At 71.9% G+C, this 21051-nt stretch carries 16 protein-coding genes, 3 tRNA genes and 2 pseudogenes; 11 read left to right on the top strand and 10 right to left on the bottom strand.

From position 1 onward, the window contains the following. Positions 1–166: 166 nt before the first annotated feature. Positions 167–327: pseudogene (locus AC07C1_RS06890) on the bottom strand (VapC toxin family PIN domain ribonuclease); the annotation flags it as partial. Between the two features lie 184 nt (positions 328–511). Between AC07C1_RS06890 and AC07C1_RS06885 the strand changes: the two are divergent. Both AC07C1_RS06885 and AC07C1_RS06880 read left to right on the top strand, forming a co-directional pair. Continuing rightward, positions 512–586 (top strand): annotated as a pseudogene (locus tag AC07C1_RS06885) (type II toxin-antitoxin system Phd/YefM family antitoxin); the annotation flags it as partial. A gap of 163 nt (positions 587–749) precedes the next feature. Beyond that, positions 750–1190 carry a PIN domain-containing protein gene (locus tag AC07C1_RS06880; RefSeq protein WP_478937412.1) on the top strand — a complete coding sequence of 147 codons (441 nt, stop codon included), beginning with the start codon at positions 750–752 and terminating at the stop codon, positions 1188–1190. Between the two features lie 344 nt (positions 1191–1534). Here the strand turns inward: AC07C1_RS06880 and AC07C1_RS06875 are convergent. The 3 genes from AC07C1_RS06875 to AC07C1_RS06865 all read right to left on the bottom strand — a co-directional run bounded on the left by AC07C1_RS06875 (position 1535) and on the right by AC07C1_RS06865 (position 1939). Then, positions 1535–1611: transfer RNA gene (locus tag AC07C1_RS06875), tRNA-Ile, on the bottom strand. A gap of 176 nt (positions 1612–1787) precedes the next feature. Further along, positions 1788–1860 (bottom strand) — tRNA-Asn (locus AC07C1_RS06870). A gap of 6 nt (positions 1861–1866) precedes the next feature. Continuing rightward, positions 1867–1939, bottom strand: a tRNA-Asn gene (locus AC07C1_RS06865). Positions 1940–2098: 159 nt separating this feature from the next. On the opposite strand from AC07C1_RS06865, the gene AC07C1_RS06860 reads away from it, so the two are divergent. The 4 genes from AC07C1_RS06860 (at position 2099) to AC07C1_RS06845 (ending at position 7721) form a co-directional block, all read left to right on the top strand. Beyond that, on the top strand, positions 2099–2404 hold the full coding sequence (locus AC07C1_RS06860) for a YtxH domain-containing protein (protein ID WP_478937411.1): 306 nt from the start codon (positions 2099–2101) through the stop codon (positions 2402–2404). A 94-nt stretch (positions 2405–2498) separates the two neighbouring features. Further along, complete coding sequence (locus AC07C1_RS06855) at positions 2499–3956, top strand: FGGY family carbohydrate kinase (protein WP_478937409.1); 1458 nt, start codon at positions 2499–2501, stop codon at positions 3954–3956. Positions 3957–4059: 103 nt separating this feature from the next. Next, a complete protein-coding gene (locus AC07C1_RS06850) occupies positions 4060–5793 on the top strand; it encodes an ABC transporter ATP-binding protein (RefSeq protein WP_478937407.1) in 1734 nt (577 codons plus the stop codon). Further along, positions 5793–7721 (top strand): ABC transporter ATP-binding protein, encoded by a 1929-nt coding sequence (locus AC07C1_RS06845; protein WP_478937406.1) that lies wholly within the window; start codon positions 5793–5795, stop codon positions 7719–7721. The genes AC07C1_RS06850 and AC07C1_RS06845 overlap by 1 nt, the downstream gene beginning before the upstream one ends. A gap of 56 nt (positions 7722–7777) precedes the next feature. Here AC07C1_RS06845 and AC07C1_RS06840 read toward each other — a convergent pair whose 3' ends face one another. Beyond that, positions 7778–8947 (bottom strand): RNA polymerase sigma factor, encoded by a 1170-nt coding sequence (locus AC07C1_RS06840; RefSeq protein WP_478937405.1) that lies wholly within the window; start codon positions 8945–8947, stop codon positions 7778–7780. Positions 8948–9179: 232 nt separating this feature from the next. Between AC07C1_RS06840 and AC07C1_RS06835 the strand changes: the two genes are divergently transcribed. Together AC07C1_RS06835 and AC07C1_RS06830 are read left to right on the top strand one after the other, a co-directional pair. After that, positions 9180–9797 (top strand): hypothetical protein, encoded by a 618-nt coding sequence (locus tag AC07C1_RS06835; protein ID WP_478937404.1) that lies wholly within the window; start codon positions 9180–9182, stop codon positions 9795–9797. Continuing rightward, positions 9794–10798: a nucleotidyl transferase AbiEii/AbiGii toxin family protein gene (locus AC07C1_RS06830; RefSeq protein WP_478937402.1), complete on the top strand. Its 1005-nt coding sequence runs from the start codon at positions 9794–9796 to the stop codon at positions 10796–10798. Before AC07C1_RS06835 ends, AC07C1_RS06830 begins: the two co-directional genes overlap by 4 nt. Here AC07C1_RS06830 and dnaG read toward each other — a convergent pair. The 4 genes from dnaG to AC07C1_RS06810 form a co-directional block, all read right to left on the bottom strand. Continuing rightward, on the bottom strand, positions 10769–12664 hold the full coding sequence (gene dnaG / locus AC07C1_RS06825) for a DNA primase (RefSeq protein WP_478937401.1): 1896 nt from the start codon (positions 12662–12664) through the stop codon (positions 10769–10771). The genes AC07C1_RS06830 and dnaG overlap by 30 nt on opposite strands. A 47-nt stretch (positions 12665–12711) precedes the next feature. After that, complete coding sequence (locus AC07C1_RS06820) at positions 12712–13977, bottom strand: NAD(P)/FAD-dependent oxidoreductase (RefSeq protein WP_478937400.1); 1266 nt, start codon at positions 13975–13977, stop codon at positions 12712–12714. Between the two features lie 111 nt (positions 13978–14088). Then, a complete protein-coding gene (locus AC07C1_RS06815; protein ID WP_478937399.1) occupies positions 14089–15384 on the bottom strand; it encodes a deoxyguanosinetriphosphate triphosphohydrolase in 1296 nt (431 codons plus the stop codon). Between the two features lie 149 nt (positions 15385–15533). Beyond that, positions 15534–16394 carry a sirohydrochlorin chelatase gene (locus tag AC07C1_RS06810; RefSeq protein WP_478937398.1) on the bottom strand — a complete coding sequence of 287 codons (861 nt, stop codon included), beginning with the start codon at positions 16392–16394 and terminating at the stop codon, positions 15534–15536. A 159-nt stretch (positions 16395–16553) separates the two neighbouring features. Between AC07C1_RS06810 and AC07C1_RS06805 the strand changes: the two genes are divergently transcribed. From AC07C1_RS06805 to AC07C1_RS06795, 3 genes are all read left to right on the top strand, one after another. Then, positions 16554–17231, top strand: a complete 678-nt coding sequence (locus tag AC07C1_RS06805; RefSeq protein WP_478937396.1) for a SanA/YdcF family protein — start codon at positions 16554–16556, stop codon at positions 17229–17231. Positions 17232–17386: 155 nt separating this feature from the next. Next, on the top strand, positions 17387–19669 hold the full coding sequence (locus tag AC07C1_RS06800; protein ID WP_478937395.1) for a molybdopterin oxidoreductase family protein: 2283 nt from the start codon (positions 17387–17389) through the stop codon (positions 19667–19669). Between the two features lie 57 nt (positions 19670–19726). After that, positions 19727–20557: an arylamine N-acetyltransferase family protein gene (locus tag AC07C1_RS06795; RefSeq protein ID WP_478937394.1), complete on the top strand. Its 831-nt coding sequence runs from the start codon at positions 19727–19729 to the stop codon at positions 20555–20557. Between the two features lies 1 nt (position 20558). Here the strand turns inward: AC07C1_RS06795 and AC07C1_RS06790 are convergent, their stop codons facing one another. Further along, the gene (locus AC07C1_RS06790; protein ID WP_478937393.1) at positions 20559–20987 is read right to left on the bottom strand and encodes a gamma-glutamylcyclotransferase family protein; all 429 of its coding nucleotides are present in this window, start codon (positions 20985–20987) and stop codon (positions 20559–20561) included. Positions 20988–21051: the final 64 nt, after the last annotated feature.

Here is a 21051-nt window from a genome sequence, read left to right as displayed (position 1 = left end):
AGGGCGTGCGAGGCGGCCGTACCCATCCCGGAGGGTCGACACCAGGAGCCTGACGTCGCGTGGTTGGTGGCTGCCTCCACCGCACCGCCGGTCAAGTGATCCGTGCTCGGCGCATCGGCATGACACCGCCTCGACGGACGGAGCTCTTCCGCAGCGGTCGCCGTCGTCAGGCACCTGCGTCCCGCTGCTGCACTTCCTTCAGGGCCGCCGCCACAGCAGTGAAGCCGTTGTCCACATGGAGCACCGTGTGACCGTGGTGCACTGCAGTGGCACACACCCGGAGAGCGATGGCCCCGCGGAGCGGTGTTGCCCCCGCTGCGGGAGCTTCTTCGACCTGGACCAGGCCCCGCCACGGCTGCGGTGGACCGCCCGGCTGCTGCCGCTGCACCACCTCGACACCGCGCTGCTGGACACGCTCACCACACGTCACGGCATCGCCGCGCCCATCGCGCTCTCGGCCGCATTCGCCGTCGGCGACCGCGGCACCCACCTCTGTAGTAACACGTACTACATGGAGACCACTGCCCGCGAGTTCCACCAGAAGTCCTCGCAGATCCTTGCCGCCGCGGCCCGTGGCGAGACCGTCACGGTCACCAAGAACGGCACCCCGGTGGCTCGGGTCGTACCGATAAGTGACACCGACGTCCCCCCGTACCCGACCGACCCATGGGCGACCTCGACCTGCCCGACCTCGGCCTGCCCGACCTCACCGACGACGAGATCGAGGACACGCTCAAGGGGATGGGCGCGTGACCCTGGTCGCCATCGCCGACACCAACGGCCTGTACCGCCTGCTCGACCCGAACCTCACCGGCCACCAGCAGCACAGGAAGGCACTGGCAGCGACCAGCCACCTGGTCATCTCCCCCCTGGTTCTGGCCGAGTTGGACTACCTGATCGCGACACGCGCCGGAGCCCGCAAAGCTCTGGCGGCGGCCCGGTTCATCGAACGCGACGTGGCGACGCGCCGATTCGAGGTACCGCCTGTCAGCGCACACCTGAGCGCGGCGATCGCGGTCGCAGAGGGGTACGCCGACGGCGGCAAAGGCATCGGACTGACCGACGCCATGAACGTCGCCCTGGCCGCCGCCTACCGCACCGACGCCCTGCTCACCACCGACCATCACTTCCGCATGATCCGTCCCCTGACCGGCCATCCCGCCTTCCGGCTTCTACCCGACGACCTGTAGGCCGCACCGCTCGGGCTACGCCGGGCGGCGTGGCGGCTCAGGGACGGGCACCAGTACCAGCCGCGTGCTCCGTTTCCTGCTCGAACCAGCCATGCCGCTCTGCACTCAGCTCCAGGCCCTCGCGTCCACTATGCGTCCACTGGATCTTGGAGCACGGAGACCGCGAGGTGGTTTCCAGCGCACCCGATCGCTCGCATCACTGCAGGTCAGAGCCATGCCTGGATCAGTCAGGTCATTCTCTGCGGCTTCCGACAGTACCCCTGAGCAGCGGATTCTCTCCGTTGAGTCAGAGTTCCTGATCTCCGTGCCAGGAAGAGACGTTTCCGCAGGTAAGAGACCTGCACTGGTGGGGCGGGTGGGACTCGAACCCACGGCCGACGGATTATGAGTCCGCTGCTCTAACCGGCTGAGCTACCGCCCCATAGCGGCGTGTCGCGTACATGTGTGCGCGCCGTCTGCCGCAGCATAGCCGCTCATACGATCTCCTGCTTCGGATGGTCGGCTTCCGCGCTGCTCATGATCCCGAGGACATCCTCGCAGGCACGGCGGTTCCCGCGGACATGAAAAAGGACCCCTGAGGGGCCCCTGTTCAACGCGCTCCCCCGACTGGACTCGAACCAGTAACCTGCCGGTTAACAGCCGGCTGCTCTGCCAATTGAGCTACGGAGGACCGAAGCTCCCCCGACTGGACTCGAACCAGTAACCTGCCGGTTAACAGCCGGCTGCTCTGCCAATTGAGCTACGGAGGATCGCCTCGATTGCATCGAACGTGCCTACCTGGGTATTCGCCAGGGGGCGGGCGCTCGCTGCGACACATACATTAGCGCAAGCAGGGGGGTGCTCCGCCAATCGGTATCCCCCGGCGCCGACGCCGCACCAGAGACCTAGACAAGGGAAGGGTGGCAGCCATGCGCTACCGGCTCACGTTCGTCGCCGGACTGGCCCTCGGTTACGTACTCGGCACCAGGGCCGGACGCGAACGCTACGAGCGGCTGAAGAAGTCCGCTCAGCAGATCGCGCACAACCCCGCCGTCCGTAACACCGCGGAGACCGCCGCCCAGCAGGGCCGCGTCTACGCCGGCAAGGCCTTCCACACGGTCAGCGACAAGGTCGGCGACCACGTCCCCGCGGCCGTGGCCCAGCGGGTGCGCTCCTTGCGCGAGCGCAACATCAACGGCACGGCGGAGGACGACTGGGGCACCAGCAACACCTGACGATCGCCGCTGAGCACGGCGCGACGGCGGGGAGCCCGCGGCGAGTGGACGCCCTCGGCCGAAGCAGGCTCCGCGGTACGGCAAAATTCTCGGTATGGGGATAGTCGCCGGGTTGGACAGCTCGCCCGATTTCACTCGCATCGTCGTCTGCGACACGGACACGGGCGCCGTGCTCAGGCAGGGGTATGCCCCGCATCCGGTCGAGGCGCCGGACGGCGGGGGCGGCCGGCCCAGTGACGTGGACCCGCAGGCCTGGCTGCTGTCCCTGGGCGAGGCCGCGGGAGGCGGCCTGCTGGAGGGCGTGCAGGCCATCGGCGTGTCCGCGCAGCAGAACGCGCTGGTCCCGCTGGACGCCCAGGGAAACACCGTGCGCCCGGCGCTGGTCGGCGGCGACAAGCGGGCGCAGGTCGCGGCCGCCGACCTGGTCGACGCGCTGGGCGGCAAGGAGGCCTGGGCGCAGGCGGTGGGGAGCGTGCCTCAGGCCGCGCAGCCCGTGACCAAGCTGCGCTGGCTCGCCAAGAACGAGCCGGAGAACGCGCTGCGGACGGCCGTGGCGCTCCAGGCGCATGACTGGCTGGTGTGGCAGCTGCTCGGGCGGCCCGTGCGCCGGACCACCGATCGTGGTGGCGCCTCGGGCACCGGGTACTGGTCCGCGGCCACCGGCGGCTACCGGCCCGACCTGGTCGAGCTGGCCCTCGGGCATCAGGCGATGCTGCCGGAGGTGATCGGCCCGGCGGACGCGGCCGGTACGACCCCCGAGGGGCTGCTGATCTCCGCCGGGACCGGGGAGACCATGGCCGCCGCGTTCGGGCTCGGGATCGGGCTGGGGGACGCGGTGGTGTCCCTCGGGGCGTCCGGGTCCGTGATGGCCGTGCACCGGGAGGCGCTCGCCGACCAGTCCGGGATGATCACCTCCCTCGCGGACGCCACCGGGATGCATCTGCCGGTCGTCACCACGCTGAACGCCGTACGGACCCTGCGCGGCACCGCGGAACTCCTCGGGCTGGCGGACCTGGAAGGCCTGTCCGATCTGGCGATGAAGTCCACGCCGGGGTCGCACGGGCTGGTGCTGCTCCCCTATCTGGAGGGTGAGCGGACGCCGAACCTGCCGCACACCGCGGGGACGCTCGCGGGGCTGCGACGCGAGTCGATGAGGCCCGAGCATCTGGCGCGGGCCGCGTTCGAGGGCATGCTGTGCGGGCTCGCCGACGCGCTGGACGTGCTGCGCGGGCGGGGCGTGGACGTACGGCGGATCTTCCTGCTCGGCCCGGCCGCCGAGCTGCCCGCCGTGCAGGCCGCCGCGCCCTCGCTGTTCGGCACGCAGGTCGTCGTACCGCAGCCCGCGGACTACGCGGCGATCGGCGCGGCCCGGCAGGCGGCATGGGCGCTCGGTGTGTCGCAGGGCACACTGGACCCGCGCACCCCGCCGGCCTGGCAGGGTGCGGCGGCGCAGGTGCTGGAACCGGGCGACGAGCTGGCGGTGGGGCAGGCGGTGCGGCAGCAGTTCACGGCGGTGCGGGAGCAGACCCATCCCGGGGCCTTCCAGCTGTGAGATGCCGCTGTCGGCTTAATCGGTTGAGGTAACGCGGGTGGAGTGCCCGACGATAGGGGCCAGGGGCGTACCCGCCCCTACCGCCGACTGCGAGAGACGTAGCGTGCTCATACGACTTCTGCGGACCTATCTCAGGCCCTACAAGAAACCCATAACCTTCCTGGTGCTGCTGCAGCTCCTGCAGACCTGCGCCACCCTCTATCTGCCCACTCTGAACGCGGACATCATCGACAACGGTGTCGTGAAGGGTGACACGGGTTACATCCTTTCCTTCGGCGCCCTGATGATCGGCATCTCGCTGGTACAGGTGGTGTGCAACGTCGGTGCCGTGTACTACGGCGCCCGGACCGCCTCGGCACTCGGCCGGGACGTGCGCGGCGCCGTCTTCGACCGGGTGCAGTCCTTCTCCGCCCGTGAGGTCGGTCACTTCGGAGCGCCCTCACTCATCACCCGTACGACGAACGACGTACAGCAGGTCCAGATGCTGGCCCTGATGACGTTCACCCTGATGGTGTCGGCGCCCATCATGTGTGTCGGCGGGATCGTGCTGGCCCTCGGGCTCGACGTGCCGCTGTCCGCGGTGCTCGTCGCGGTCGTCCCGGTGCTCGGCATCTGCGTGACGCTGATCGTGCGCCGGCTGCGGCCCCTGTTCCGCACCATGCAGGTCCGGCTCGACACGGTGAACCGGGTGCTGCGCGAGCAGATCACCGGCAACCGGGTGATCCGCGCCTTCGTCCGGGACGAGTACGAGCAGGGCCGGTTCGGGAAGGCCAACGGCGAGCTGACCGAGATGCAGCTGGCCACCGGCCGGATGCTCGCGCTGATGTTCCCGATCGTCATGACAGTGGTGAACGTGTCGTCGATCGCGGTCGTGTGGTTCGGCGCCCACCGGATCGACAGCGGCGGGATGGCGATCGGTGATCTGACCGCGTTCCTGGCCTATCTGATGCAGATTGTCATGTCTGTGATGATGGCCACCTTCATGTTCATGATGGTGCCGCGCGCCGAGGTGTGCGCCGAGCGCATCCAGGAGGTCCTGGAGACCGACTCCAGCGTGGTGCCGCCGCTCGCGCCGGTCACCGAGCTGCGCCGGCACGGGCATCTGGCGGTCCGGGGCGCGGGCTTCCGCTATCCGGGTGCCGAGGAACCGGTGCTGAAGTCCATCGACCTGGAGGCCCGGCCGGGTGAGACGACGGCCGTGATCGGCTCCACCGGCAGCGGCAAGTCGACGCTGCTCGGGCTCGTCCCCAGGCTGTTCGACGCCACCGAGGGTGAAGTGCTGGTCAACGGCGTGGACGTGCGGGACGTCGAGCCCACGCTGCTGGCGCGGACGGTCGGGCTCGTGCCGCAGAAGCCGTATCTGTTCGCGGGCACGGTCGCCACCAACCTGCGCTACGGCAATCCGGACGCCACCGACGAGGAGCTGTGGCACGCGCTGGAGGTGGCGCAGGCGGGGAACTTCGTGCGGAAGCTGGAGGGCGGGCTCGACGCCCCGATCGCGCAGGGCGGCACGAACGTGTCGGGCGGCCAGCGGCAGCGCCTCGCCATCGCCCGCACGCTGGTGCAGCGTCCGGAGATCTACCTCTTCGACGACTCCTTCTCCGCGCTCGACTACGCCACGGACGCGGCGCTGCGCAACGCGCTCGCCGAGGAGACCGCCGAGGCGACCGTCGTCATCGTCGCCCAGCGGGTGGCGACCATCCGGGACGCCGACCGGATCATCGTGCTGGACGAGGGCCGGGTCGTCGGCTCCGGCCGGCACCACGAGCTGATGGCGTCCAACGAGACCTACCGGGAGATCGTGCTCTCCCAGCTGACGGAAGCGGAGGCCGCCTGATGGCCGGGCCCATGGGACGCATGATGGCCGGGGGGGGCCCCGACCAGCGCTCGATGGACTTCAAGGGGTCGGGCAAACGGCTCGTCGCCCAGTTCAAGCCCGAACGGGTCACCCTCTACGGCCTGCTGTTCTGTGTGGTCGTCAGCGTGGGCCTGAGCGTGATCGGCCCGAAGATCCTCGGCAAGGCCACCGACCTGGTCTTCGCCGGCATCATCGGCCGGCAGATGCCGGCCGGGGCCAGCAAGGAGCAGGTGCTCCGGTCGATGCACGAGCACGGCCAGGGGCAGATGGCGGAAATGCTCAAGAGCACCGACTTCACCCCCGGCAAGGGGATCGACTTCGGTGCGGTCGGGGACGTCCTGCTGCTCGCGCTCTGCACGTTCGTGGTCGCCGGCCTGCTGATGGCCGTCGCGACCCGGCTGACCAACCGGGCCGTGAACCGGACGATGTACCGGCTGCGGGAGGCCGTACAGGCGAAGCTGTCGCGGCTGCCGCTGTCGTACTTCGACAAGCGTCAGCGCGGCGAGGTGCTGTCCCGCGCCACCAACGACATCGACAACATCGGGCAGACGCTCCAGCAGTCGATGGGCCAGCTGATCAACTCGCTGCTGACCATCATCGGTGTGCTGGTGATGATGTTCTGGGTCTCCTGGATCCTCGCGCTGGTCGCCCTCGTCACCGTGCCGCTGTCGTTCGTGGTGGCCACCCGGGTCGGCAAGCGGTCGCAGCCGCACTTCGTGCAGCAGTGGCGCTCCACCGGCAAGCTCAACGCCCACGTCGAGGAGATGTACACCGGGCACAACCTGGTGAAGGTGTTCGGGCGGCAGGAGGAGTCGGCGAAGCAGTTCGCCGAGCAGAACGAGGCACTGTACGAGGCGGGGTTCAAGGCGCAGTTCAACAGCGGTGTGATGCAGCCGCTGATGATGTTCGTCTCGAACATCAACTACGTGCTGGTGGCGGTCGTCGGTGGCCTGCGGGTCGCGTCCGGCGCCTTGTCCATCGGCGACGTCCAGGCGTTCATCCAGTACTCGCGGCAGTTCTCGATGCCGCTCACGCAGGTCGCGTCGATGGCGAACCTGGTGCAGTCCGGCGTCGCCTCGGCCGAGCGGATCTTCGAACTCCTGGACGCGGAGGAGCAGGAGGCGGATCCGATGCCGGGCGAGCGGCCGCAGGAACTGCGCGGGCGGGTGCGGCTCGAGCACGTGTCGTTCCGGTACGACCCGGAGAAGCCGCTGATCGAGGACCTGTCGCTCACCGTGGAGCCGGGACACACGGTCGCCATCGTCGGCCCGACCGGCGCGGGCAAGACCACACTGGTCAACCTGCTGATGCGCTTCTACGACGTCTCCGGCGGCCGGATCACGCTCGACGGCGTGGACATCCGGAAGATGTCCCGGGACGAACTGCGGTCCGGGATCGGCATGGTGCTCCAGGACACCTGGCTGTTCGGCGGCACCATCGCGGAGAACATCGCGTACGGCGCCGCGCGGGAGGTCACCCGGGGTGAGATCGAGGAGGCCGCGCGGGCCGCGCACGCCGACCGGTTCGTCCGGACCCTGCCCGAGGGGTACGACACCGTGATCGACGACGAGGGCGCGGGCGTCAGCGCCGGTGAGAAGCAGCTCATCACCATCGCGCGGGCGTTCCTGTCCGACCCGGTGATCCTGGTGCTGGACGAGGCGACGAGTTCCGTGGACACCCGCACGGAGGTCCTCATCCAGAAGGCGATGGCCAAGCTGGCGGCCGGGCGGACGTCCTTCGTGATCGCGCACCGGCTGTCGACGATCCGGGACGCGGACACGATCCTCGTGATGGAGAACGGGTCCATCGTCGAACAGGGCGCGCACAGGGAGCTGCTGGCGGCCGACGGGGCGTACGCGCGGCTGTACAAGGCGCAGTTCGCGCAGGCCGTGGCCGAGGTGGACTAGGGCCTCTCCTTTGGATCATGCCGGGCTCGCGGGGGCCGCCGGCCGGTGGCCCCCGCTCAGTCCAGGTAACCCCTCAGCTGGTCCGCGAAGGCGTGGTCCCTGAGTTTGTTCAGGGTCTTCGACTCGATCTGGCGTATCCGTTCGCGGGTCACGCCGAAGATGCGGCCTATCTCCTCCAGGGTGCGGGCGCGGCCGTCGGCCAGGCCGTAGCGGAGTTGTACGACCTTGCGCTCGCGCTCGCCGAGCGTGGACAGGACCGCTTCCAGGTGTTCGCGCAGCAGCAGGAACGCCGCCGATTCGACCGGGCTCGCGGCGTCGCCGTCCTCGATGAGGTCGCCGAGGGCCACGTCGTCCTCCTCGCCGACCGGGGCGTGCAGCGACACCGGCTCCTGGGCGAGGCGCAGGACCTCGCCGACCCGCTCCGGCGGCAGTTCCAGGTGGGCGGCGACCTCTTCGGGAGTCGGCTCGTAGCCTCGTTCCTGGAGCATGCGGCGCTGGACGCGGACGACCCGGTTGATCAGTTCCACGACGTGGACGGGGACGCGGATGGTGCGGGCCTGGTCGGCCAGGGCCCGGGACATGGCCTGGCGGATCCACCAGGTGGCGTAGGTGGAGAACTTGTAGCCGCGCGCGTAGTCGAACTTCTCCACCGCGCGGATCAGCCCGAGGTTGCCCTCCTGGACGAGGTCGAGCATGGTCAGGCCGCGGCCGACGTACCGCTTGGCGACGGAGACCACGAGCCGCAGGTTGGCCTCGATGAGCCGGCGCTTGGCCATCCGGCCCAGGACCACGAGCCGGTCCAGGTCGCCCGCCAACCGGCTGTCCAGGTCCGGGGTGTTGCTCAGTTTCTCCTCGGCGAACAGGCCGGCCTCGACCCGGCGGGCGAGGTCGACCTCCTCGGCGGCGGTGAGCAGCGGAATGCGGCCGATCTCGCGCAGGTACTGGCGGAACAGATCGGCCGACGGGCCGCCGGAATCGGCGCGGGCGGCGGCCGGTGCCTCGACGGGCTCGGCGGCCTCCTCGGTCCGCACGGGCTCGTCGGGTACCTGGGGGTCCTCCGTGAGCGCCTCGGCGGGCGGTTCTCCCGGCTCACCGGGCACCGCTTCGGGGTGCAGGGCGGCACGGCTCTGCGGGGGCACGGCCACGAGGACCTCCGGCTCCGCGTCCGGATCGTCCGCGGTGGTGCTGGTGCTGCTGTCGGTCTGGGTGAGGGTCTGGGTCTGCACGGGGGGCGACCTCCAGGATGATCGCTGCTGAAGGCGTGCGGCAGCGGTACTTCGGAAGCGGAGAGTCGACGGCCTGCGCTCCGAGGACTCGGGCACCGACCCCAGTGTGGAGTACGACACTCCCCGCCACGAGGGGCCTGCGGTGACTTTTTGCGTCCGGTCCGTGACGGGCTGGTGTCCTGGGCCGGAAAACCGGGCGCCCTGTTCGGCCCTGATCTGGGAGGATTCCCGGGTGTCCGGACTTGTGTACGAAACCCATGTGACCGTCCGCTGCGCCGACTCCGCCGAGACGGAACGGCTGCGCGGCTGGGCGGACCTGGCCGGGCTGAAGCTCACCCACATCGTGCTTGCCCGCGGCCGGATGCGGCAGCAGCCGATGCTCACCCTCGCCGGTTCGGCGTCGTACGCCGAGGAGTCGGCGCGGGCGGCCCGGACCGTGGCCGCCCTGCGGGCGGACGGCTTCCTGCCGGTGCGGGTGAAGACCGAGTCCGCTCCGTGGGCGCCGGAGGTGCCGGACGGGCCGTGCGGCGGCGGGCAGTACTTCGAGCACCACGTGAAGTTGCTGCTGGACGCCGGCACCGGCCTCGAAGCGCTGGCCGCGCGGGTCGTGCCGCACGGAGCGCATCTGTCGTGGAACGCGCGGCGGGTGCGCGGGGGCGGCCGGCACGAGCGGTTCGTGACGCAGCGCTGCCGGGACGTTTCCGGAGCGGCGGCCGAGCGGGCCCTGGAGCGCCTGCTCGCGGAGCTGGACGGGCTCGAAGTGCTCTCCGTGGAGCGGGAGTTCGTCCTCCACGACAGCGACGAGTCGGTGGACGACGGCTGGATCGAGGAGCGGGCGGTGCGGGCATGAGCGGGTCGTGGCAGGAGTTCGGGTGGCGCAGCGAGCAGCTCCCGCGGGAGCCGTTGGACGAGACGACCCGCCGGAAGAAGGATCTGCCCAGGACGCTGACCTGGGTGTCCGGCGACGGCGTGCGGCAACGGCCCGTCTTCGAGCCGGCGCTGAAGCAGTACCAGAACGCCTACCGGGCCACCGACCCCGACTTCGCCGACCCGGCGCGCGGCGAGGCGTGGCGGGCGGCCCGGCGGCAGGCGCTGCGTCTGGTGCCGGCGGCCATCGCGGAGTCCGCATGGGCCGACGCGCTGGTCCTGCGGGGCAGCATGCTGATGTCGCTGTGGTTCGGGGACGCCGCCCGTGAGCCCGGTGACCTGGACTTCGTCGTCGTACCGGCCACCTGGGGGATCGACGAGGAGCGGACGGACCGGATGATCCACGGGATCGCGGCGGCCGCGCAGGCCCAGGGGGGCGAGGTCCGCTTCTCGGCACGGGACGCGGTCGTGGAGGACATCTGGACCTACGAGCGGGTGCCCGGCCGCCGCATGGTCCTGCCCTGGTCGGCGCCCGGACTGCCCGGCGGCCACGTCCAGCTGGACTTCGTCTTCAACGAGCGGCTGCCCGAGGAACCGGAGCCCGTGCAACTGCCGGGCGGTGCGGTCCTCCTCGCGGCGACGCCCGGGCTGTCGCTCGCCTGGAAGATGATGTGGCTGATCAACGACATGTACGCCCAGGGCAAGGACCTCTACGACGCCGTCCTGCTCGCCGAGCGCCACCCGCTCTCCCACGAGCTGCTGCACGAGGTGTTCCGGCTGTCGGGCGAATGGCCCTACCCGTACCGGCGGAACGTCCTCCTGGAGGACGTCGTGGAGGCCGTCGGGTACGTCGAGTGGCACCACTTCGTCACCGAGTACCCGCAGTTCGCCGAGCGGGAACGGGAGTTCGCGGACCGGCTGGTGCGGGCGGTGACACCGGCGTTCGAGGGGGCGTCAGAGGGCGGCGGCGCCCCGCGTCTTTAGCGCCTGGTCGTACTGCTGCAGGACCCACAGTTCGTTCCGCGCCGCGGCCAGCTGGGCTGGGTCGCCGCCCGCCTCCAGGCGCCTGACGGTGATCTGGATCTCCTGGACGCGGCGCTCCACGGCACGACGGCGGACGGTCACGAGCTGCTCGCCGGCGTAGTTCTCGTCGACCGACCTGCGCATGATCGCCTCCACGGCCAGCTCCGTGACCATGGCGCGGACCGCGTCGTCGGGAGCGGCCTCGCGGACGCGGACCAGGTACTCCTGCGCGTCCTGTACGCCGTACTCGACGCCGCCCCCGTCCAGGATGGCCTGCCGCACGGCGGCGTAGGGGGCTGCGGTGAACTCGTCGACGCCGTACGCGTCGAAGGCCGGGGAGACCAGTTCGGGGCGTTGCAGGGCAAGCTTGAGGAGTTCACGCTCGGTGGCGTAGACGGGGTTGCGGAGCTGGAGCGCGGGGCCGGCGTTGGCGGGCCGGTGGGCTGCCTCGTACGGCTGCGCGCCCGAGGGGGCCGGTCCCTGGCCGCCGCGGTCGCGGGCCCAGCGGGCCAGCTGGGCCACGCGCCGGACGACGAACTGGGTGTCGAGGATGCCGAGCATGCCGGCCAGGTCGACGGCGACCTCGTGCTGGGCGCCGCTGTTCTTGATCCGGGCGACGATGGGGGCGGCCTCGTCCAGGGCGGCGGCGCGGCCGGCCGGGGTGTCGAGGTCGTAGCGGAGGACGATCTGGCGGAGCGCGAACTCGAAGAGCGGGGTGCGGGGTTCGGCCAGGTCGGCGACCGCCTCGTCACCCTTGGCCAGGCGCAGCTCGCAGGGGTCCATGCCGTCGGGCGCAATGGCGATGTACGTCTCGGCGGCGAACTTCTGGTCGTCCTCGAAGGCCCGCAGGGCGGCCTTCTGCCCGGCCGCGTCACCGTCGAAGGTGAAAATCACCCGGGCCGAGCCGTTGTCCATCAGCAGCCGGCGCAGGATCTTGATGTGCTCGCCGCCGAAGGCCGTGCCGCAGGTCGCGATGGCCGTCGTCACCCCGGCCAGATGGCAGGCCATGACGTCGGTGTAGCCCTCGACGACGACGGCCCGGCTGGACTTGGCGATCTCCTTCTTCGCCAGGTCGATGCCGTACAGCACCTGGCTCTTCCGGTAGATCGCCGTGTCGGGCGTGTTCAGGTACTTCGGGCCGTTGTCCGCCTCGTACAGCTTGCGGGCGCCGAAGCCGACGACCTCGCCGCCGATGTCCCGGATGGGCCACATCAGCCGGCCCCGGAACCGGTCGATGGGACCGCGGCGGCCCTCCTGGGACAGCCCGGAGAGGATCAGTTCCTTGTCGGTGAAGCCCTTGCCGCGCAGATAGCGGGTGAGGTGGTCCCAGCCCTGGGGGCTGTAGCCGACGCCGAAGTGGACGGCGGCGGCCTGGTCGAAGCCGCGCTCGGCGAGGAAGACCCGGCCGGTCTCGGCCTCGGGGCTGGTGGCGAGCTGCTCGGCGTACCACTGGGCGGCGATCTTGTGCGCCTCGACCAGGCGGATGCGCTCGCCGCGCTGGTGGGCCGGGTTGTACCCGCCCTCCTCGTACCGCAGCGTGATGCCGGCCTGGGCGGCGAGGCGCTCGACCGCCTCCGAGAAGGAGAGGTGGTCGACCTTCATCACGAAGGTGATGGTGTCGCCACCCTCCTGGCAGCCGAAGCAGTGGAAGAGTCCCTTGCTGGGGCTGACCTGGAAGGACGGCGACTTCTCGTCGTGGAACGGGCACAGCCCCTTGAGGTTGCCGCCGCCCGCGTTGCGCAGCTGGAGGTACTCGGAGACCACGGCGTCGATCGGGACCGCGTCCCGTACCGCCTTCACGTCCTCGTCGTTGATCCGTCCTGCCACGAACCGATTCTACGGGGGCGCGGTGACAGTCCTGGTGCCCGCGAAGGTCAGGAGGTGAGGCCCCCGAGGGGTACGTGCGGGTCCGAGAGCGCCTCGACGTTCACCCGGGCCCCGGAACGGATGAGCTGCTGGATGGGCTCTGTGACATCCCACACGTTCACGTTCATCCCGGCCAGCACGCGTCCCTGCTTCACCCAGAAGGCGATGAACTCCCGCTTTCCGGCGTCGCCCCGGATCACCACCTCGTCGTACGACCCCGGTGGCGCCCACCCGCTGTACTCCATGCCCAGGTCGTACTGGTCGGTGAAGAAGTAGGGCACGCGGTCGTAGGTGACGTCCTTGCCGAGCATGGCGCGGGCGGCGGCGGGGCCGCCGTTGAGTGCGTTCGCCCAGTGCTCGACCCGCAGCCGGGTGCCGAACAGGGCGAGCGGGAAGGACGCCACGTCACCGGCCGCGTGGATGTCGGGGTCGGACGTGCGCAGCCGCTCGTCCACGACGATGCCGCCGCCGTGCGCCCGGTCGGCGATCTCCAGCCCCGCCGACTCCGCGAGAGCGACCCGCGGCGCCGCGCCGATCGCCGCGAGGACGTCGTGCGCCGGGTGTTCCTCACCGTCGTCGGTGCGGGCCGCGAGGACCATCCCGTCCTGGCCGACGATCTCGGTGAGCTGTACGCCGAAGCGGAACCGGACGCCGTGCTCGCGGTGCAGCTCGGCGAAGACGTTGCCCAGCTCGGGTCCGAGGGCGCCGTGCAGCGGGGTCGGCGCCGGTTCGATCACCGTGACCTCCGCGCCGTACTCGCGGGCCGCCGCCGCGACCTCCAGGCCGATCCAGCCGGCGCCCGCGATCACGATGTGCCCGTTGTCCCGGCCGAGGGAGGCCAGCACGCCCTTGAGGCGTTCGGCGTGCGCGAGCCGGCGCAGATGGTGGACGCCCGCCAGGTCGGTGCCGGGGATGTCGAGGCGGCGGGGCTCGGCGCCGGTGACGAGGAGGAGCTTGTCGTAGCGGACGAGGGTGCCGTCGTCGCCGTAGCGGACGGTCTTCGCCGTACGGTCGACGCGGTCGACGGTCTGGCCGAGGTGCAGCTCGATGTCGTTGCGCGCGTACCAGGCGGGTTCGTGCACGAAGACGCTGTCGCGCTCCTCCTTGCCGAGCAGGTAGCCCTTGGAGAGCGGGGGGCGCTCGTAGGGGTGGTCGCGCTCGTCGCAGATCAGTATCACCCGGCCGGTGAAGCCCTCCGCACGGAGCGTCTCCGCCGCCTTCGCGCCGGCGAGGCCGCCTCCGACGATGACGAATGTCTGATCCGCGTCGACCACTTGATGCCTCCTCGTAACGGTGCCGCCACATGCGAGCGTCCCGCACGTGACGGGCTGCGGGAAGAGGGAGTGACCCGATCAGGCCAGTCGGAGGCATATTCCTCACACCGGTCAGCCCGGCGTATGCCCCGTCAGTCTGGCGTGCGACGAGCGGGCCGAGGCGTCGGTGAGGGAGGCGATCTGATCGACGATCACCCGCTTGCGCGCGTGGTCGTCGGGTGCCGTGTCGAACAGGGCGCGGAACTGCGGGTCCAGTCCGTCGGGGGCGCGGGCGGTGAGCGCCTCGGCCAGTTCCGCGACGATCACCCGCTGGTCGGCGCGCAGTCGCTCCTGCTCGGCGCGCTGCATGACGTACCGGTCGGCGACCGCCTTGAGCACCGCGCACTCCATGCGGGTGGCGCGGGGTACGACGAGTTCGGCGCCGTAGCGGGTGAGCCGGCCGCTGCCGTACGCGGCGCGGGTGGCGCCCTCGGCGGCCAGGCAGAAGCGGCCGATGAGCTGGCTGGTGGCGTCCTTGAGGCGGGCCTGGGCGACCGCCGTGCCGTCGTAGCCATGCGGCCACCACTCCTGGTCCTGGAGGCGGTCGAGGGCCTCGGCGAGTTCGGCCGGGTCGGTGGCGGCGGGGACGTACCGGCCGATGGCGACCTCGAAGACCGCCTGCCGCTCGGGGTCGGCCTGCAGGCAGTTGGGGTCGATGTGGCCGGCGTGCAGGCCGTCCTCGACGTCGTGCACCGAGTAGGCCACGTCGTCCGACCAGTCCATGACCTGAGCCTCGAAGCAGGTGCGGGTGCCGGGGGCGTGCGCCCGGACCCAGTCGAAGACCGGGCGGTCGTCGTCGTAGACGCCGAACTTCCTCGACGCCGGGTCGGCGGGATGGGCGCCGCGCGGCCAGGGGTACTTCGTGGCGGCGTCGAGGGTGGCGCGGGTGAGGTTGAGGCCGACGGAGCGTTCCCCGGTGAACCGTTTGGGTTCTATGCGGGTGAGGAGCCGCAGGGACTGGGCGTTGCCCTCGAAGCCGCCGCAGTCGTCGGCGAACTCGTTCAGCGCCTGTTCGCCGTTGTGGCCGAAGGGCGGATGGCCGAGGTCGTGGGCGAGGCAGGCCGCTTCGACCAGGTCGGGGTCACAGCCCAGGGCCGCGCCCAGCTCCCGGCCCACCTGGGCGCATTCCAGGGAGTGGGTGAGGCGGGTCCGGGGGCTGGCGTCCCAGGCCTGACTGCGGGTCCCCGGAGTGACCACCTGGGTCTTGCCCGCGAGACGGCGCAGCGCGGCGGAGTGCAGAATGCGGGCGCGGTCACGTTGGAAGGCGGTGCGGCCCGGGCGTTTGTCCGGTTCGTGGGCCCAGCGTTCGGCTGATGCCGGGTCGTATGCCGGAGCGGGTGCGGTGCCGGTGCCTGCGGTGCCTTCCATGATTCGACAGTAAGCGTCGGCAGTGACATTCGAGGTGCCGCCGGGCGCCTGATCGTCTGCCGGGTGGCTGTTTCACGGCGTCTGCGGGTAGTCACCGGCCGGCCGCGCGGTCTTCCCGCGCCCCTGTCGGGGCTGCGGCGCCGCGCGCTTCAGGCGGAGGCGAGTTCCGCCTCCGCCATGGCCCGTGCCTGGTCGTAGCGGTGGAGGATCAGGCGGGCCATCGCGGGGTGGGCGCCCAGTGGGGCCGAGGCGATCCAGGGTGCCGCCTGCGCGCACTGGGTCGCGAAGCGGCCCGGCGCCGTGAAGTACGACGCCACCGCCACCCGGTGCCTGCCCCTGGCCGCCAGTGCGCGCAGCGCCGTGGGGACGGTCGGGGTGGCCGCCGAGGCGTACGCGGGGACCACCGGGACGCCCAGGCGGGTGGCGAGGAGGCGGGCGGTACGGCGGGTGTCGGTCGCCGAGTCGGGGTCGCGGGAGCCGGCCGCGGCCAGGACGACCGCGCTCGCGCGGCGGATGGCGGGGTCCATGGCCGTGGGCCAGCCGGCCTCGGCCAGGCGGTCGTACAGGGTGTCCGCGAGGAGCGGGTGCGGGCCCAGCGGGGCGGCCACCCGGGTGCGGGCCGGGACCGCGGCCGCCATGTCGGGGATGTCCTGTTTGACGTGGTAGCCGCGCGAGAGGAGCAGCGGGACCAGGACGGCCGGGGTGTCGCCGAGGCCGGCGAGGGTGTCGGGGAGCAGGGGCTCGTTCAGCTCGATGTGGCCCAGGTGGACGGCGAGGGCGGGGCGCCGTGCGCGGACCCGTGCCATGAGGGCCCGTACGGTGTCGAGCGCGCGCGGGTCGCGGCTGCCGTGGGCGACCAGGACGAGGGCGGGCGGGACCGGCCGGCGGCGTCCGATCGGCGGGACCAGCCGGAGCCGGCCGGCCGGCTCGCTGCTGATGCCGTCCATGAGGTGCGCCGTGCTGTCGAGGTGGCTGCGGGACTCGGAGCGGGGAGGATGCGACGCCGTCATGGAACGATCCTGGCGGCTCCCTGTTGCGCCGTCGTTGCCGGGCCGTCACGAGTGTTTTCCGTGGCTTCACGGTGCGCGGACGCGGGGCGTGAGGCGAACCGGAGCGGTGTCGCCGGGCGTCCTCGTGGCCGGAACCGATCACTTGCTCCGGGGGACCGTATGAAGATCCGTCGACCGCGGCTGCCGCGTACCCGTGCCGGGCAGCGGCGGCTGGTACAGGCCGTGATGACCGGGTGCGTGCTGGCGCTGCTGCCGGCGACCTGGCTGTACGTGTCCACGGCCGGCCGGCTCCGTACGACGGCGGACGTGCCGCACACCGAGGTCGCCGTCGTCTTCGGGGCCGGGCTGTGGGAGGGGGAGCCCTCGCCGTACCTGGCGCACCGGCTGGACGCGGCGGCCACGCTGTACCGGGAGGGGCGGATCGAGGTCGTCCTCGTCACCGGGGACAACAGCCGCGAGGACTACGACGAGCCCGACGCCATGCGCGCGTACCTCACCCGGCACGGGGTGCCCGACGCGCGGATCGTCAGCGACTACGCCGGGTTCGACACCTGGGACTCCTGTGTGCGGGCCAAGAAGATCTTCGGGGTCGACCGGGCGGTGCTGATCAGCCAGGGCTTCCACATCCGGCGCGCCGTCGCGCTGTGCGAGGCGGCGGGGGTCGACTCGTACGGGGTCGGGGTCGACGCCGAGCACGACGCGACCTGGTACTACGGCGGGACGCGCGAGGTGTTCGCGGCGGGCAAGGCGGCGCTGGACGCGGCCTTCCGGCCGGACCCGCGCTTCCTGGGACCGAAGGAGCCGGGGGTGGCGCGGGCGCTGGCGGCGGGCCGGTGACGCCATGCGGTGGCCCGGTGGCAGTGCCGGGCGCCCCCGGACGCGGGAGCTGCCCCGCGCCTCACGCCGGGGGGCGGACCCCGGGGAGGTCAGCACCACACCGCCGTAACAGGACGCCGCACGGGGTGTAACACGCCCGCAGCACGCTGGGCGGCATGGAGAGCACCTCGACGCCCACCCACTGCCCGTACTGCGCCCTGCAATGCGGGATGACCGTCACGCCCCTGCCGCAGGGGGGCGCCGAGGTGTCCGAGCGCCCGGACTTCCCGGTGAACCGGGGCGCGCTGTGCGGCAAGGGGCGGACGGCGGCCCAGGTGCTGTCGCCGGCGGTGCGGCTGACCACGCCGCTGGTGCGGTCCGGTGGCCGGCTGGTGGAGGCGAGCTGGGCGGAGGCGCTGGACCTGATGGCCGAGCGGCTCGGCGGCACGCGGGCGACGTACGGTGCGGACGCGCTCGGGGTGTTCGGCGGGGGCGGGCTGACCAACGAGAAGGCCTACGCACTGGGCAAGTTCGCGCGGGTGGTGCTCGGCACCTCGCAGATCGACTACAACGGCCGCTTCTGCATGTCCTCCGCCGCGGCGGCCGGCACCAGGGCGTTCGGGCTCGACCGGGGGCTGCCGTTCCCGCTGGAGGACATCCCGCGGACGGGGTGCGTGATCCTGGTCGGCTCGAACCTGGCCGAGACCATGCCGCCGTCGCTGCGGTTCTTCACGGAACTGCGGGAGAACGGCGGCACGTTGATCGTCGTGGACCCGCGCCGGACGCGGACCGCGGAGCAGGCCGACCTGCACCTGGCGCCCCGCCCCGGCACCGATCTCGCCCTGGCCCTGGGCCTGCTGCACCTGGTGGTCGCCGAGGGGCGGACGGACGAGGCGTACATCCAGGAGCGGACCACCGGCTGGGAGGAGGCACGGGCGGCGGCGATGGCGCACTGGCCGGAGTACGTCGAGCGGATAACCGGCGTGCCCGTGCCCCAGCTCCGCGAGGCGGTGCGCCTGTTCTGCGAGCCGGAGTCGGCGATGGTGCTCACCGCGCGCGGACCGGAGCAGCAGTCCAAGGGCACGGACACGGTGGGCGCGTGGATCAATCTGTGCCTGGCGACCGGCCGTGCGGGCCGTCCACTGTCCGGGTACGGCTGCCTGACCGGGCAGGGCAACGGGCAGGGCGGGCGTGAGCACGGTCAGAAGGCCGACCAGCTGCCCGGTTACCGCAAGCTGGACGACCCGGCGGCGCGGCGGCACGTGGCCGGGGTGTGGGGCGTGGACCCGGACAGCCTGCCGGGGCCCGGCCGCAGCGCGTACGAGTTGCTGGACGCGCTCGGCACGGACATCCGGGCGCTGCTGCTGATGGGTTCCAACCCGGTGGTGTCGGCGCCGCACGCGGCCCACATCGAGGAACGGCTGCGCTCGCTGGACTTCCTGGCGGTGGCGGACGTCGTCCTGTCGGAGACGGCGGAGCTGGCGGACGTGGTGCTGCCGGTGACGCAGTGGGCCGAGGAGACGGGCACGACGACCAGCCTGGAGGGCAGGGTCCTGCTGCGCCGCCAGGCGGTGACTCCCCCGCCCGGCGTCCGCAGCGACCTGTACGTCCTGCACGAGCTGGCCGCCCGACTCGGTGTGGAGAAGGGCTTCCCGGCCGACCCGGAGGAGGTCTTCGGCGAGCTGCGCCGGGCGAGCGCGGGCGGCCCGGCCGACTACTCGGGCATCACCTATCGCCGCCTGGCGGAGGAGGACGGCGTGTTCTGGCCGTGCCCGGAGGCCCCGCCCCAGCCGGCCCGGACCGCCGACCCCGACGACCCGCAAGAGCCGACCCCCACCGCCAACGCCGAGAACCAGCGCCGGCCGTCCCCGACCGCCGGCGCCGAGAACGCGCACCAGCCGACCCCGACCACCCCCACCGACGACCCGCACCAGCCGGCCCCCACCGCCGGCCCCGAGGACGCGCGGCAGTCGGCCGGGGCCGCTGTGCACCCCGGTACTCCCCGCCTGTTCCTGGAGCGTTTCGCGACCGCCGACGGCCGGGCCCGGTTCGTCGCCGTGACCCACCGGGCGACGGCGGAGGAGCCGGATGCCGACTACCCGCTGCTGCTGACCACCGGCCGGGTGGTGGCGCAGTACCAGTCGGGGGCGCAGACCCGGCGCGTGGCGGAACTGAACAGCGCGGCACCCGGTCCGTTCGTGGAGCTGCACCCCCGCCTCGCGGCCCGCCTCGGGGCGGCCGACGGCGACCCGGTGGCGGTGGTCTCGCGGCGCGGCCGCGCCGTGGCACCGGCCCGCATCACCACCGCCATCCGCCCGGACACCGTCTTCATGCCCTTCCACTGGCCGGGCGAGGGCCGGGCCAACACCCTCACCAACCCGGCGCTCGACCCGACCTCCCGCATGCCGGAGTTCAAGTCGTGCGCGGTGCGGGTGGAGGTCCTCGGTCCGCAGGAGTAGCGCGGTTCAGCCCCAGGGAGGCGGCTGGGTCCGGTGCGGCTCGCGTAGATTCGAGGCATGTCCGACCTCGAGAAGTTCGACCTCGACGCCTATCTGGGCCGTATCGGATGGGAGGGGGCCAGGCAGGCCGACCTGGCGACCCTGCGGGGGGTGCATCTGGCGCACGCCCTGGCCCTGCCTTTCGAGAACCTGGACCCCCTGTCCGGCAGGGCCCCGTCCCTCGACCCCGCCGACCTGATGGCCAAGATGATCCACGGCCGGCGCGGCGGCTACTGCTACGAGCACAACATCCTGCTGTGGCGGGCACTGGAAGCGCTCGGCTTCCGCGCGTCCGCGCTGGCGGCGAGGGTGGTGCTGGGGGCCACGACGCCGGAGAGCCGGCCGCGGACGCATGCGATGCTGCGGGTCGAGGTGCCGGGCGATCCCCAGCCGTATCTGGCGGACGTCGGCTTCGGGGCGGTCGGGTCGCTGCTGGCGCCGGTGCCGCTGGTCCTGGGCGAGGAGTTCGAGGACGCGGGACGTCGGCACCGGTTCGCGGTCCTGCCGCACGACGGGCCGCTGGAGCTGTGGGCGTTGCAGGCGTACGACCCGGCGGTGCGGGACTGGGTGAGCCAGTACGCGTTCACGCTGGAGCCGTTCGCCGTCCCGGACTTCGAGGTGTTCAACTGGCACGTCGGCACCAACCCGCGTTCCCCGTTCACCCGCCGCGCCCACCTGCAGCGGACCACCGCCGAGCGCCATCTGGTGCTGGACGGGCCCCGGTTGACCGAGACCCGAGCCGACGGCACGGTGACCGAGCGCGAGCTGACGGACGAGGCGCAGGCGCGTCGCGTGGTGCAGGAGGAGTTCGGGATCGAGGTGCCCGAGGGGCTGACGCTGCTGGGCTGACTCAGCGGCGGGCGAGCCAGTCGCCGCCCTCGATGCGGGTGCCCGCCGTGCGCAGCCGGGCGGCGACGCGTGGGGCGGCCAGGTACACCCAGGCACGCACGGCGCCGCCGTCCGCGCGTACGACGTCCCGGGCGACGCGCACATACAGGTTGCGGGGGTCGCCGGGCACGTACTCCTCCAGCCGGTCCAGGGCCGCGAGCAGGTCCTCGTACGCGTCCGGCCGGGCGGTCACCAGCTCCCCGCGCACCTCCGCCCAGGGCCTCTCGACGGCGTAGGGGTAGCCGGGGCCGTCGTACAGCGCGGCGTCCGCGAGACGTCCCGGCTCCTCCGCGGCGGTCCGGCCGCGCAGGAACAGGTCGTGGTTCACCTCGCCGGGGCGGAGGGTGCCGTAGACGAAGAACGGGAGCGGCCGGGAGTCCTCGACGATCACGGAAACGATTCTGTACCCCCTCCGCCTCCCCACACATCTCCATGAACGCGCTATGGACATGACA

Source organism: Streptomyces sp. NPDC045022 (assembly GCF_056432605.1).
The sequence above is the reverse complement of the archived record's forward strand: the minus strand, read 5'-3'. Positions and strand labels throughout refer to the sequence as shown.